This window comes from Streptomyces sp. cmx-18-6 (assembly GCF_046548915.1).
Lineage (GTDB): Bacteria > Actinomycetota > Actinomycetes > Streptomycetales > Streptomycetaceae > Streptomyces.
This window is the reverse complement of record NZ_JAEBEP010000016.1, coordinates 60829-74544: the sequence shown is the minus strand read 5'-3', so window position 1 is coordinate 74544 and position 13716 is coordinate 60829. Positions and strand designations below refer to the sequence as shown.

Annotated in this window: 7 protein-coding genes and 1 pseudogene; 6 read left to right on the top strand and 2 right to left on the bottom strand. The window is 70.7% G+C overall.

Annotated elements, in window-relative coordinates; genetic code table 11:
• Positions 1-203 precede the first annotated feature (203 nt).
• A pseudogene (locus ACLJPL_RS29595) lies at positions 204-857 on the top strand (hypothetical protein); the annotation flags it as partial.
• A gap of 89 nt (positions 858-946) precedes the next feature.
• Here ACLJPL_RS29595 and ACLJPL_RS29590 read toward each other — a convergent pair.
• Positions 947-2140, bottom strand: a complete 1194-nt coding sequence (locus tag ACLJPL_RS29590; RefSeq protein ID WP_411084014.1) for an RtcB family protein — start codon at positions 2138-2140, stop codon at positions 947-949.
• A gap of 182 nt (positions 2141-2322) precedes the next feature.
• On the opposite strand from ACLJPL_RS29590, the gene ACLJPL_RS29585 reads away from it, so the two are divergent.
• From ACLJPL_RS29585 to ACLJPL_RS29575, 3 genes are all read left to right on the top strand, one after another.
• Positions 2323-3249 carry a DUF3558 domain-containing protein gene (locus ACLJPL_RS29585; RefSeq protein ID WP_411084013.1) on the top strand — a complete coding sequence of 309 codons (927 nt, stop codon included), beginning with the start codon at positions 2323-2325 and terminating at the stop codon, positions 3247-3249.
• Between the two features lie 259 nt (positions 3250-3508).
• On the top strand, positions 3509-4354 hold the full coding sequence (locus tag ACLJPL_RS29580) for a DUF3558 domain-containing protein (RefSeq protein ID WP_411084012.1): 846 nt from the start codon (positions 3509-3511) through the stop codon (positions 4352-4354).
• A 180-nt stretch (positions 4355-4534) separates the two neighbouring features.
• Positions 4535-6178, top strand: coding sequence for a DUF2637 domain-containing protein (locus ACLJPL_RS29575; protein ID WP_411084011.1), 1644 nt, complete (start codon positions 4535-4537; stop codon positions 6176-6178).
• A gap of 140 nt (positions 6179-6318) precedes the next feature.
• Here ACLJPL_RS29575 and lysS read toward each other — a convergent pair whose 3' ends face one another.
• Complete coding sequence (lysS, locus tag ACLJPL_RS29570; protein WP_411084010.1) at positions 6319-8085, bottom strand: lysine--tRNA ligase; 1767 nt, start codon at positions 8083-8085, stop codon at positions 6319-6321.
• A 138-nt stretch (positions 8086-8223) separates the two neighbouring features.
• Between lysS and argS the strand changes: the two genes are divergently transcribed.
• A complete protein-coding gene (gene argS, locus ACLJPL_RS29565) occupies positions 8224-10005 on the top strand; it encodes an arginine--tRNA ligase (protein WP_411084009.1) in 1782 nt (593 codons plus the stop codon).
• A 584-nt stretch (positions 10006-10589) separates the two neighbouring features.
• Positions 10590-13601: a BTAD domain-containing putative transcriptional regulator gene (locus ACLJPL_RS29560; protein ID WP_411084008.1), complete on the top strand. Its 3012-nt coding sequence runs from the start codon at positions 10590-10592 to the stop codon at positions 13599-13601.
• The last annotated feature ends 115 nt before the right edge of the window (positions 13602-13716 follow it).

Below are 13716 nucleotides of genomic sequence, written 5' to 3'. Positions count from 1 at the left end.
TCGGCCACTCGTACGGGTGATCAAGCGCCGATCGCCCGGCCGGGTATCGAAGCTGCTGCCTAGGGTCGTTCGTGACAGAACGCAGGGCAGCCCCCGGTCAGGATTGCCGTCCCGTCCGAGGGCCTCACCAGCAAGGAAGTAGGGCTTCCCGTGGCTGAACACGACCCTAGCGCGCCCGCACTCTTCGAGATCGGCGATCTCGCAGCAGCATCACCGAGCGCGTACGTGCCACGAATTTCGCGGAGCAGCACCACTCGGCGACCTGGACCCTCTGCGCCCTGGAAGCCAGAACGAAGGTCAACGGGCTGGGTCTCCCCTACGGCCGGAAGTCGAAGAAGATCACCCCTCCCCGGGTGGCGTTCTCCCGCCGTGACTATCTGCGAGGAGTCATCGACGCCGACGGATCCGTCGGTTACACCGGGCAGGGGCTGCCGTTCGTCTCGCTGACCACGGCGAGCGTCGCCGTCGGCGCCTACCTGTGCCGGTACGCCAAGGTGGTCACAGGAGCCGCCCGGCAAATCGGACGCAATGCCCGCGACGGGATCTACAACGTCGTGTACACGAAGGAGGCGGCGGTGGAGCTGGCCGGACACCTCTACTACCCGGGGTGCCTGTCTCTCGCGCGCAAGCGGACCGCGGCAGCATCCCTGGCCTCATGGGCGCGCCCCACGACCATGAGCATCCGCCCGCCGGGCCGACGCTGGAAGCCGTGGGAGGACCGCGTCCTGCTGGCTCTGGACGACGACGCCGCGTCAGCTTCCGAACGGGACCGCAGCGAAGCCTCCTGTGCGGTACGGCTCTGGCGGCTGAAGACCGGAAAGGTGCAGCGTCCCGAGGAGGCCCCGCCCGGCCCGTAGCGCTGAGCGGGATGCCGGAGGGGCATCGCCGCGCCGCACGGCGGCGCCCCTCGTCGCGGCGTTCCGCGCACATCGGCCCGCGTTACGGATCAGCCCTTGACGCACACGACCTGCTTGAGCTTCGCGACGACCTCGACGAGGTCCCGCTGCTGCTCCATGACCTGCTCGATCGGCTTGTACGCGGCCGGGATCTCGTCCAGGACTCCGGAGTCCTTGCGGCACTCCACGCCGCGCGTCTGCTCCTCCAGGTCGCGTGTCGTGAAGCGGCGCTTGGCCGCGTTCCGGCTCATCCGGCGACCGGCTCCGTGGGAGGCCGAGTTGAACGCCTTCTCGTTGCCGAGACCCTTCACGATGTACGAGCTGGTGCCCATCGAGCCGGGGATGATCCCGTACTCGCCGGAACCGGCGCGGATCGCTCCCTTGCGGGTGACCAGCAGGTCCGCTCCGTCGTACCGCTCCTCCGCCACGTAGTTGTGGTGGCAGGAGATCTCCTGCTCGAAGACCGGCTTTGCCTTCTTGAACTCCTTGCGGACCACGTCCTTGAAGAGTGCCATCATGATCGCGCGGTTGTACTTGGCGTACTCCTGCGACCAGTACAGATCGTTCCGGTAGGCGGCCATCTGCGGTGTGTCCGAGATGAAGACCGCCAGGTCCCGATCGATGATCCCCTGGTTGTGCGGCAGCTTCTGGGCGATCCCGATGTGGTGCTCGGCCAGTTCCTTGCCGATGTTCCGGGAGCCGGAGTGCAGCATCAGCCACACCGTCCCATCACCGTCCAGGCAGAACTCGATCATGTGGTTGCCCGAGCCGAGCGTCCCCATCTGCTTCGTGGCACGCCCCTGGCGGAACTTGACCGCTTCGGCGATCCCGTCGAAGCGTCCCCAGAAGTCGTCCCACCCGGCCGTGGGGAAGCCGTGCAGCCTCCCCGGGTCCACGCTGTCGTCGTGCATGCCGCGGCCCACCGGAATGGCCTGCTCGATCTTGGAGCGCAGCCGTGACAGGTCGCCGGGAAGATCGTTCGCGGTCAGGGACGTGCGGACCGCGGACATCCCGCAGCCGATGTCGACCCCCACCGCCGCCGGGCAGACCGCGCCCTGCATCGCAATCACCGAACCGACCGTGGCCCCCTTGCCGAAGTGGACGTCCGGCATGACGGCGAGACCCTTGATCCACGGCAGCGTGGAGACGTTCCGCAGCTGCTGCATCGCGACGTCCTCGACCGACGCCGGGTCGGTCCACATCCGGATGGGGACCTTCGCCCCCGGCACCTCTACGTACGACATAACTCCTCGATTCCCCCGAGATTCCCCCGAAAAGACGGAAAGCGCAAAACCGGGCCCAAGGTCGGCAAACGAGTCGGCCGACCGGCATTCACAGCGGCGCGTGCGATACACATTGTGTCCATCGGCCGCCTTGGAGCGGCAACCTGTTTTCGTACCGAAGGGAGCCTGGGACGGTGCGACACATGGCGTACGTACCCGGCGTCGCACTCCTCGCAGTGCTCGCCGCCGGCTGTAGTGCCGGCTCCGAGGGCGACGCGGGCGGCGCCGACAGCAAGCCGGGCGTCCCGACGATCGCCACCGCGTCCCCGGGCAAGTACAAGACCCTGCCCCCGCCCTGCCGTGCGGTGCCGAACTCCACGCTCAAGGACCTGCTGCCGGGCGTCGCGGAGCTCCCCCAGCCGCAGCAGGGGAAGGCGTTGCGGGGTTCGGCGACCATCACGTACGACACCGATCGCAAGGTCGGGTGCAGCTGGAAGGCCGACGCGCCGGACTCCTCACGGAACCTCTCGATCGACTTCGAACGCGTCGTGTCGTACGACCCCGAGGTGAGCGACGAGGAGCGGGCCCGCGGCGTGTACGTCAAGAAGGAGAACGCCGCCGATCTCACGGCGGCGGCCACTCCGAGCTCGGGCGGGGAGAAGGGCACGGGGGAGGGGGCGGAAGCAGGGACGGACGCGGACACGGATGCGGACGCGGATGCGGACGCGGGTACGGGGGACGGCGCGGGCGGGGAGGAGCAGGACTCCGCGAAGCCCGGTGACGGCGATGCGGGCGGGTCGGCTGACCCCTCCTCGCCCGCCGCGCCCGGATCCGGCCCCTCCGCCTCGGACAGCCCCGGCGCCACCGGCGGCCCCGACGGCGACGAGGACCTCCGGCCGCGCGTCCTCGAGGGGCTCGGGGATGCCGCGTTTCTGGACGATCTCCTCACCCGGGCAGGTTCCACCGCACAGCACCGCACGGTGAGCGTGGTATTCCGCACATCGAACGTGATCGTGACCGTCCGGTACGCCGAGCAGCCGGCCCTTGTCACCAAGGTGCCCGACAGCAGGGAACTCCAGGAGAAGGCCCAGGCACTGGCCCGGAAGCTGGCCGAGGTGATCAGCGAATAGGCCCGCCCCGGCGGACCCCGGGCGGCCCGTTTCCGGTCCGCCGGGGCCCCCGGCCAGAACGCGGCCGGGACGCGTCCTGGCCTCCGCCCGTCGTAACGTGGCTCTCCGGAAGACCCCGGACCCGGAAGGACGTCCCCGACCGCCCGGAGCCGAGGCCGACCGGACCACCGAGCCCGACCGACCGCAACCGAGCCCGACCGCACACCGCACGACCGAGCCTCCACGACCGAGACCTCCGTGCCGTCCGAGTGAAGGAACCATGCACCGATCAGCCCCGCGACTGTCCCGCATACTCGCCTGCGCCGCCGTTCCGGTGATGCTCGTAGCCGTCGGCTGCTCGTCGGACTCCGACTCCGGCTCCGACACCAGGAAGAACGCGGGCTCCTCCTCGTCCGGCCCCGCCGGCAAGGAGCCCACGAAGCCCACGGTCGAGGCGGCGAAGTTCGCCGACCTGCCCGACGCGTGCTCCTCGATCGCGAAGAAGACGATCGAGGACCTGGTGCCCGAGGCCAAGAAGAAGGGCGGCGACGCCGGACAGTCCAGCGACCTCTCGGCGCGCGGCAGCTGCTCGTGGAACGGGCTGGACGACAAGGGCGTCGACGGCTCGCAGTACCGCTGGCTGAACGTCGGCTTCACCCGCTTCGAGTCGGACCAGTCGCTGGGCAGCGGCGCCCAGCGCGCCACCGACGACTACACCAAGCAGATCGTCAAGGAGAAGGCGAGCGAGGGCGCCAAGAAGGTCGCCGCCAAGGCCGCCCCCGGCATCGGGGAGGAGGCCACCGTGATCACGTACAAGCTCTCCAAGACGGGCGAGGACTTCGAGTACGCCACGGTCCTGGCCCGTACGGGCAACGTCGTCGTCACCCTGACGTACAACGGCGCGGGTTACGCGGGGGCGAAGACCCCGTCCGCCGGCGACGTCCTCAAGGGCGCCCAGAAGGCGGCGAAGGAAGCGGTCGCCGCCGTCGACGCGACCGCCAAGTCCGGCAGCGCCGACGCCACTCCCCCGGCCAAGGACGACAAGAAGGGCGAGGGGAGCGGCAAGGACAAGGAGAAGGAGAAGGGCGACGAGAAGCCCGGCTCCGAGGCCACGCCCAAGTCGTGACCTGAGCGGAACCGGAGCGTCGAACTCCCAGGTACCGCACGGTTTTTCCGGAGCCCGTCCCTCCCCCGGGGGCCGGGCTTCGCCCCTCCCCGCGCGCCAACGCTCGTACACATGTGCCAGGCTGTGCCAGCGCCGGACGTCGGATGCCGGGCGGAGAAGAAGTCGGGGAGGGGATCGCCGGTGGCAGCGATGCAGCTGACACGCACGCACCGGATACTCATCGGAGTCGTCGTCGCCGGTGCGGTGCTCATCGCCGCGATCGGTTTCGCGGGCTCCTATGCGGCCGTGCGCGAGCTGGCGGAGGCCAAGGGATTCGGCCGGTTCTCCCTGGTCTTCCCCATCGGCATCGACGCGGGAATCTGTGTCCTGCTCGCGCTGGACCTGCTGTTGACGTGGATGCGGATCCCGTTCCCGCTGCTGCGGCAGACGGCGTGGCTGCTGACCGCCGCGACCATCGCGTTCAACGGCGCGGCCTCCTGGCCCGACCCGCTCGGCACCGCGATGCACGCGGTGATCCCGGTCCTGTTCGTCGTCTCCGTGGAGGCCGCCCGCCACGCGGTGGGCCGGATCGCGGACATCACGGCCGACAAGCACATGGAGGGCGTGCGCCTCACCCGCTGGCTGCTCTCCCCCATACCGACGTTCAAGCTGTGGCGGCGCATGAAGCTGTGGGAGCTGCGCAGTTACGAGCAGGTCATCAAGCTCGAACAGGAGCGGCTGATCTACCAGGCCCGCCTCCAGGCCCGGTTCGGCCGCAACTGGCGTCGCAAGGCCCCGGTCGAGTCGATGATGCCGCTGCGACTGGCGAAGTACGGGGTCCCGCTCGCCGAGACCGCCCCGGCCGGGCTCGCCGCCGCCGGCATCGAACCGGCCCTGCTGCCGCCCGCCCCCAAGGCGGAACTGCCGGAGCTGGCGTACGAGCCCCGGCGGGAGCAGGACCGCGCGGAGGGCCAGGGACACGCCCGGGGGCGCGAGGAGCAGGGGCCGCAGCAGGAGCAGGCCCAGCAGCACCCGCAGCAGCAATCGGACCGGTCGGAGCAGTCGGAGCAACAGCACGCGCAGCAGCCGCAGCCCCAGCTCCAGTCCCAGCCGCAGAACCCGATGTCGCTCCAGAAGCAGGGACAACAGCAACAACAACAGCCCCAGCCCCAGGCCCCGGACACCCCGCAGGTCCCGCCCACCCACGACAGCCCCTGGTTCGCCGCCCAGAAGCTGCCGGAGGGCACGCACGCCGGCGGGTACGACCCGCAGTATGTCGAGGGCCTGGAGCCCACCCCCGCCGCCGTCCCCCTGGGCCCGGGCCGCACCCGCCCCCTCGGGAACGTCGGCACGATCGGCGCGGTGCCGCACCCCCGCCGCGAGGAGCTCCCGCAGCAGACGGGACCCCACGCGGCCGCGGAGCCCGTACAGCAGGCGGAGCCGGTACAGCGGGCAGGGCACGTACAGCAGGCGGAGCCCGTACCGCAGGCAGGGCAGCACGTGCAGCAGGCAGAGCAGCACATGCAGCAGGCGGCCGGTCAGGAGCGGTCCGCCGGGTCCGGGGAGCCGATCGCCGCGTCCGAGGAGCCGGCCGCCGCGTCCGGAGAGGCGCCGCAGCTGGAGCCGTGGTCCCAGGAGGACGAGGACTTCGCCAACCGGGCCTACGAGGAGTTCAGCGCGTACACGGACCAGGAGGGCCAGTACCCGAACGTCGAGACCCTCGACATCCACCTGGCCGACCGGCACGATCTGCACCACCCGCGCTCGACCCAGCTGCTCCAGCATCTGATGCCGCAGTTCAGGGACCACTACTCGCAGCGGACGACGGCCGACCAGAGCGCCTGACGTACGGTCGGCCGCCCGGCGGCCCGGAGTTCCCCTGACGCGCGCCGTACGGCGAAGGGCCGCCGCCCGGACTCCCCGGGCGGCGGCCCTTCGCTGTGCGCACCCGCACGCGTACCCGTGTGCGTACGCGTGCCACGGCCCTACGAGCCCAGCAGCCTCCGCACCCGGTCAGCCCCCACCGCGAGCAGCAGCGTGGGCAGGCGGGGGCCCGTGTCGCGGCTGACGAGCAGCCGGTAGAGCAGGGCGAAGAAGGACCGCTGGGCGGCCTTCAGCTCGGGCGTCGGCTTGGCGTCGGCGTCGAGGCCCGCCAGGACCTTCGGCACGCCGTAGACGAGCGTGGTGAGCCCGTCCAGCGACCAGTGCGCGTCCAGGCCCTCCAGGAGGAGGCGCAGGGACTCGCGGCCCTGGTCGTCGAGGGAGCCCAGGAGCTCCTTGTCGGGCTCGTCGCGGACGATGGTGCGGGCCTCGGCCGGGACCTGGGTGGTGATCCAGTTCTCGGCGCGGTCGAGGCGCGGGCGGGCCTCGTCCAGCGAGGTCAGCGGGTTCTCCGGGTCGAGCTCGCTGAGGATGCGCAGGGTCTGGTCCTCCGCGCCGGCGGTGATGTCGGCGACCGAGGCGAGCGTCCGGTACGGGAGCGGGCGCGGGGTGCTGGGAAGCTCCCCGGCCGCCGTGCGGACGGCGCGCGTGTACGCGGCGGCGTCGGCGGGCAGCACCGTGCCGTCCGCGACCTTGCGGCCCAGCGAGTCCCACTCGTCGTACAGCCGCTGGATCTCCTGGTCGAAGGCGATCTTGAACGACTGGTTGGGCCTGCGGCGGGCGTAGAGCCAGCGCAGCAGCGGCGCCTCCATGATCTTCAGCGCGTCGGCCGGGGTGGGGACCCCGCCCTTGCTGGAGGACATCTTGGCCATGCCGGAGATGCCGACGAAGGCGTACATGGGGCCGATGGGCTGCACGCCGTCGAAGACCTCGCGGACGATCTGGCCGCCGACGACGAAGGAGGAGCCGGGCGAGGAGTGGTCGACGCCGCTGGGCTCGAAGATCACACCCTCGTACGCCCAGCGCATCGGCCAGTCGACCTTCCAGACGAGCTTGCCGCGGTTGAACTCGTTGAGCCGGACCGTTTCGGCGAAGCCGCAGGCCGAGCACGTGTAGTTCAGCTCGGTGGTGTCGTCGTCGTAGGAGGTGACGACGGTGAGGTCCTTCTCGCAGTTGCCGCAGTAGGGCTTGTACGGGAAGTAGCCGGCGCTGTTGCCGCTGCCGTCGTCCTCCTCGGCCGCGCCGGAGCCCTCGGCGGCCTCGAGCTCGGCCTCGTCGACCTTCTTCTGCTGCTGCGGCTTCTTCTTCTGGGGCGCGGAACCGGCCGCCGGGTCCTTCTTGGTGCGGTAGCGGTCGAGTACGGCGTCGATGTCGCCCCGGTGCTTCATCGCGTGCAGGATCTGCTCACGGTAGGCCCCGGCGGTGTACTGCTCCGTCTGGCTGATCCCGTCGTACTCGACGCCCAGCTCGTCCAGGGCCCGCGTCATGGCGGCCTTGAAGTGCTCGGCCCAGTTCGCGTACGCGGAGCCGGCCGGGGCGGGCACCGAGGTCAGCGGCTTGCCGATGTGCTCGGCCCAGGACGCGTCCACGCCGGGGACCCCGTTCGGGACCTTCCGGTAGCGGTCGTAGTCGTCCCAGGAGATCAGGTGGCGCACGGTGAGACCCCGGCGGCGGATCTCGTCGGCGACCAGGTGCGGGGTCATGACCTCGCGGAGGTTGCCGAGGTGGATCGGGCCGGACGGGGAAAGACCGGAGGCGACGACGACCGGTTTGCCAGGCGCACGACGCTCCGATTCGGCGATGACATCGTCCGCGAAGCGGGAGACCCAGTCGGTCTCGGTGCTGGTCTGACTCTCGGCCACGGTCGGCACGTCCTTCTCTCGTCTGTCGGTTCCTGACGGGGTACGGACCATTCTCCCAGGTACCCCCCGCAGCGCGAAAACGGCTTTACACCCCGTGGGATACTTGGGGGGATCCCTTGTACCCCTACGGAAACGGCAGCCCGTCCCATGCCTGAGCACGGCTCGGTCCCTTCCCTCGCTTCCACGCTCCAGCAGCAGCTGGCGGACGCCCTGACGGCAGCTCTGCCGGACGCCGGCGCCGCGGACCCGCTGCTGCGCCGAAGCGACCGGGCCGACTTCCAGGCCAACGGCATCCTGGCGCTCGCCAAGAAGCTCAAGGGCAACCCGCGCGAGCTCGCGGGCCGGGTCACGGCCGCCCTCCCGGCGAGCGAGCTGATCAAGGACATCGAGGTCTCCGGACCCGGCTTCCTCAACATCACGCTCACCGACAAGGCGATCATCGAGACGCTGGCCGCCCGGTCGGCGGACGCCGGGGGCCGCCTCGGCGTGCCGCTGCAGGCCGACGCCGGGACCACGGTCGTCGACTACGCCCAGCCGAACGTGGCCAAGGAGATGCACGTCGGCCACCTCCGGTCGGCGGTCATCGGCGACGCGATGGTCAGGATCCTGGAGTTCACCGGCGAGAACGTCGTCCGGCGGCACCACATCGGCGACTGGGGCACCCAGTTCGGCATGCTCATCCAGTATCTGATCGAGCACCCGGGCGCCCTGGCGCACGAGGGCGACGCGGCGGACGGCGAGGCGGCGATGTCGACGCTGAACCGGGTCTACAAGGCGTCGCGGGTCCTGTTCGACTCGGACGAGGAGTTCAAGGCGCGCTCCCGGGACCGGGTGGTGGCCCTCCAGGCCGGGGACCCCCAGACGCTGGAGCTGTGGCAGGGCTTCGTCGACGAGTCGAAGATCTACTTCCACTCGGTCTTCGACAAGCTCGACATGGAGATCAGCGACCCCGACATCGTCGGTGAGTCCGGCTACAACGACATGCTGGAGGAGACCTGCCGGATCCTGGAGGAGACGGGTGTCGCCGTCCGCTCCGAGGGTGCGCTCTGCGTGTTCTTCGACGATGTGCTGGGCCCGGACGGCAACAAGGTCCCGCTCATCGTGAAGAAGACCAACGGCGGTTACGGCTACGCGGCGACCGACCTCTCCGCGATCCGCGACCGGGTCCAGGACCTCAAGGCGGACACCCTGGTGTACGTGGTCGACGTCCGGCAGTCGCTGCACTTCAGGATGGTCTTCGAGACGGCCCGGCGGGCGGGCTGGCTGAACGACGGCGTCAAGGCCGTGCAGCTCGCCTTCGGCACGGTCCTCGGCAAGGACGGCAAGCCGTTCAAGACCCGTGAGGGCGTCACCGTCCGGCTGGAGGACCTCCTCGACGAGGCGGTCGCGCGGGCCACGGCGGTCGTCCGGGACAAGGCCGCCAAGGTCGGGCTCTCCGAGGACGAGATCGTGGAGAACGGCCGGTACGTCGGCATCGGAGCCGTGAAGTACGCGGACCTGTCGACCTCCGCCGTACGGGACTACAAGTTCGACCTGGACCAGATGGTGTCGCTGCACGGCGACACGTCGGTGTACCTCCAGTACGCCTACGCCCGGATCCAGTCGATCCTGCGCAAGGCGGGCGACGCGGTGCCGGCCGCCCACCCGGAGCTGGAGCTGGCCCCGGCGGAGCGGGCGCTCGGTCTGCACCTGGACCAGTTCGGCGAGGTGCTCGCGGAGGTCGCCTCGGGGTACGAGCCGCACAAACTGGCCGCGTACCTCTACCAGTTGGCGTCGCACCTGACGACCTTCTACGACCAGTGCCAGGTGCTCAGCCCGGACAACGCGCCGGAGGTCGTGGAGAACCGGCTCTTCCTCGTCGACCTCACCGCCCGGACCCTGCACCGGGGCATGGCGCTGCTCGGCATCCGGACGCCCGAGCGGCTCTGACCACGGCTGCCGCCCGCCCTCGATCACTGCTGCCGCACGCCCTCCGAGCTGCTCCGTAGCCTCGGGGCAGCCTCGAAGGACCGGTGGTGCGAAGGCCCCGTACGCCTCACGGTGTGCGGGGCCTTCGCCGTCTCCCGACACTCCCGGACGCGCCTATCCCTTCGCCCCTCTCCGCCGTCGTGGTCCGATTGATTCCCGCGGCGACGGCCGGGGAATTGGCTACCGGGGGAAACATGAACAGAACTCACTTTGAATCGACACGGGGGCCTTTTCTCGCCATCCCCGCCGATGACGTCGAGAATCCACTCGCCCGACGCTCCCCCGGCATATTCGAAGCGTCGCGGCCGGGTGACAGGGAATTTACCCAGGGCAAAACGCCCCTTACTCCGGAGTAGTTGGCGGGGTACCGGGCGGTACATCGCCCGGTCGCCGTATCGTGGCTCAAAGAACTGGCTCGAAAAGCACGACCGAACGGTTCGGAGCTCCCGCATTCCCGGCGGGAGTGGGGCCGCAAGGCGCGCGGCAGGCTGGGCGGCCCGTCGCGTCAGGGGAACGGTTGCTTCTTTCGTCCGGGAGCAAGGGGGATGCAGGGTCACATGGAAAAGCGGCTGAACTTCAAAGTGTTAGGCCCCTTGGAAGTGACGTCGGGGGACGAACAGGTGCCCGTCGGGGGGCCCAGGCACCGGACGATCCTCGTGGTGCTGCTGCTCAGTCCGGGCAGGATCGTCGCCGCCGACAGCCTGATCGAGGCCGTGTGGGGCGACCGTCCCCCGGCCACCGCGCGCACCCAGGTGTCGATCTGCATCGCCGCGCTGCGCAAGACGTTCAAGTCCGCCGGCTTCCCCGGCGAGGTCATCGTCACCGCGCACCCCGGCTATCTCCTCCAGGTCGGGATGCACCGGCTGGACTCGGAGGAGTTCTCCGGGCTGGTGTCGGCGGCGGAGCTGGCCGTCCGGGAGAACCGGCTCACCGAGGCCGCCCGCTGCTACGCGGACGCGCTGGACCTGTGGCGCGGCCGCCCCCTGGCGGGCGTGACCGGCCGGCTGGTGGAGGACGAGGCCCGGCGGCTGGAGGAGCTGAGGCTCGACACGTACGAGAACGCCACGGCGGTGCACCTGAGGCTCGGCGACCACCAGAAGATCCTCCCGGACCTGGCCGCGATGGTCCGGGAGCACCCGCTGCGCGAGCGCGCACGGCATCAGCTGATCACCGCCCAGTACCAGGCGGGCAGGCGGGCGGAGGCGCTGGAGACGTTCCGCGACGGGCGGCGGTGGCTGATCGACGAGCTCGGCCTGGAGCCGGGCCCCGCCCTGTCCAAGCTGCACGACGCGATCCTCCAGGACGAGCCCTCCCTCACCGCGCGCGAACCCGGGGGCGCGGAGGGCGAGGGCCCGCCGCCGAAACCGGTCGGGGACCCGCTGGAACTGCCCCCGGTCATACAGGGGCTGGCGGGCCGCAAGCAGGAGCTCGCCCAGCTCGACGAGATGCTGGACCTGGGCGCGGGGGCGCACGGTCCGGCGACGGGCCTGATCACCGGGGTCGGCGGGGTCGGCAAGACGTGTCTGGCGGTCCAGTGGGCGCACAGCGTCTCCGACCGCTTCCCGGACGGGCAGCTCTTCGCGGACCTGCGCGGTTACGACGAACACCTGGAGCCGACGACCGCCGGGGAGATCCTCGGCCGGTTCCTGCGCTCGCTCTCGGTGCCCATCGGCCAGATCCCCGCCGAACCGGAGGAACGCGCCGCGCTGTACCGCAGCCTGCTGGCCGACCGCCGCGTGCTGGTGGTCCTCGACAACGTTCGCACGTACGCGCAGGTACGCCCGTTGCTGCCGAGCAGCGACGGCTGCTGCGTCCTGGTGACCAGCCGGGAGCAGCTCTCCGAGATGCTCGCCTGGCCGCCGGGGGCCTGGGTGCGGCTGGGACGGCTGTCCCCGTACGAGGCGGTCGAACTGCTGGGGAAGATCGTCGGCGAGGACCGCGTCTGCGCCGACCCGGTCTCCGCCGCCCGGCTGGTGGAGCTGTGCGACCTGCTGCCGCTCGCGCTGCGGATCGCGGGGGCCCGGCTCGCCTCGAAGCCGCACTGGACGGTCGCGCACCTGGTGCGCCGGCTGAGCGACGAGCGGCAGCGGCTGGACGAGCTCAGCTCGGGCGAGTCGCAGGTGCGGGCCAGTTTCGCCCTGACGTACCGGGGGCTGTCGGCGGCGACGGCGTTGCTGTACCGAAGACTCGGGCTGCTGGACGCGCCGGATTTCGGGGCGTGGGTCGCCGCAGCGCTCCTGGACACCGATCCGCTCACCGGGGAGCGGCTGATAGAGCAGTTGGTCGACGCCCAGTTCCTGGACGTCATCGGACTGGACGGCACCGGTCACCCCCGCTACCGGTTCCAGAACCTGCTGCGGCTCTTCGCCCGGGAGCGGGCCGAGGCGGAGGAGAGCGCCGAGGACCGGGGGGCCGCGCAGGAACGTGCCTTCCGCGCCTACCTCTCGCTCGCCGAGCAGGCCCACCGGCGCGCGTACGGGGGCGACTTCAGCATCATCCACGGTTCGGCCCCCCGTCATCCGCTGCCCGACGAGCTGTGCGCCGGGCTGCTGAGCGCCCCGCTGGACTGGCTGGAGACCGAGCGGCTCTCGCTGACGGCGGTGGTCGACCAGGCCGCGACGCTCGGCCTGGACGAGCTCGCCTGGGATCTCACCATGTCGGCCGTGGTGCTCTTCGAGACGCGCAACTACCTCGACGACTGGCGCGAGTGCAGCGAGCGGGCGCTCGCGGCGACCCGGGCGGCGGGCAACGACCGGGGGCAGGCGGCGATGCTGCACAACCTGGGCGCGCTGGAGATGAGGCTGCGCAACTTCTCGCAGGCGTACGGCCTGTTCGGCGAGGCGCTGGTCCTGCACGAGCGGGCGGGCGAGGAGCACGGCCGCGCCCTCGTGCTGCGCAACATGGCGATGATCGACGAGATGCGCGGTGAGCTGGACACGGCGATGGACCGCAGCACGCTGGCCCTGGCGACGTTCCGGGCGGTGGGTGATCTCTCCTCGGAGGCCCATGTGCTGAACAACATGGCGCAGATCGAGCTGGATCGGGGTCGTACGGACGCGGCGCAGCGGCTGAGCCTGGAGTCCCTCCAGGTCTCCCGGGCGATCGGCGAGGGCGGTTCCCGCAGTCTGGCGCTGGGGCTCCACCGGCTGGCCCGGGTGTATCTCGCACAGAGCGAGTACGGCTCGGCCGAGGCGGCGTTCCTGCGGATGATCCGGATCGTCCGGGACAAGGCCGACATGCTCGGGCTGGCCCACGGCCTGCTCGGCCTGGGCGAGGCGAGGCTCGGCGCGCGGAGCTGGGGGCAGGCCAGGGCGACCCTGACGCACGCGCTGAAAATCGCCGGGCTGGTCGACAGCGCCCTGGTCGAGGGGAAAATCAAACTGGCCCTCGGGGAGGCGTGCCGGAAATGCGGTGAGTACGCCGCCGCCCGCCGCCATTTCACCGAAGCCCGGGACGCATTCGTACGGATCGACATGGAGGAGTGGACGGAACGGGCCGGCCGCGCGCTCTCCGGGGTCGGTGTCGCGGAGGCGGGGGAAACGCCCGGGGTTCCCTGACTGTTCGGCCGCTATTACCGGAATCCCGCAATCCCTTTTCTTCGCGGTCCGTCCGGGATATCGGGGGCCGCGGAAACCGAAAGCCGAGCGATAATGATCCGAAGCCCGTCTCTCG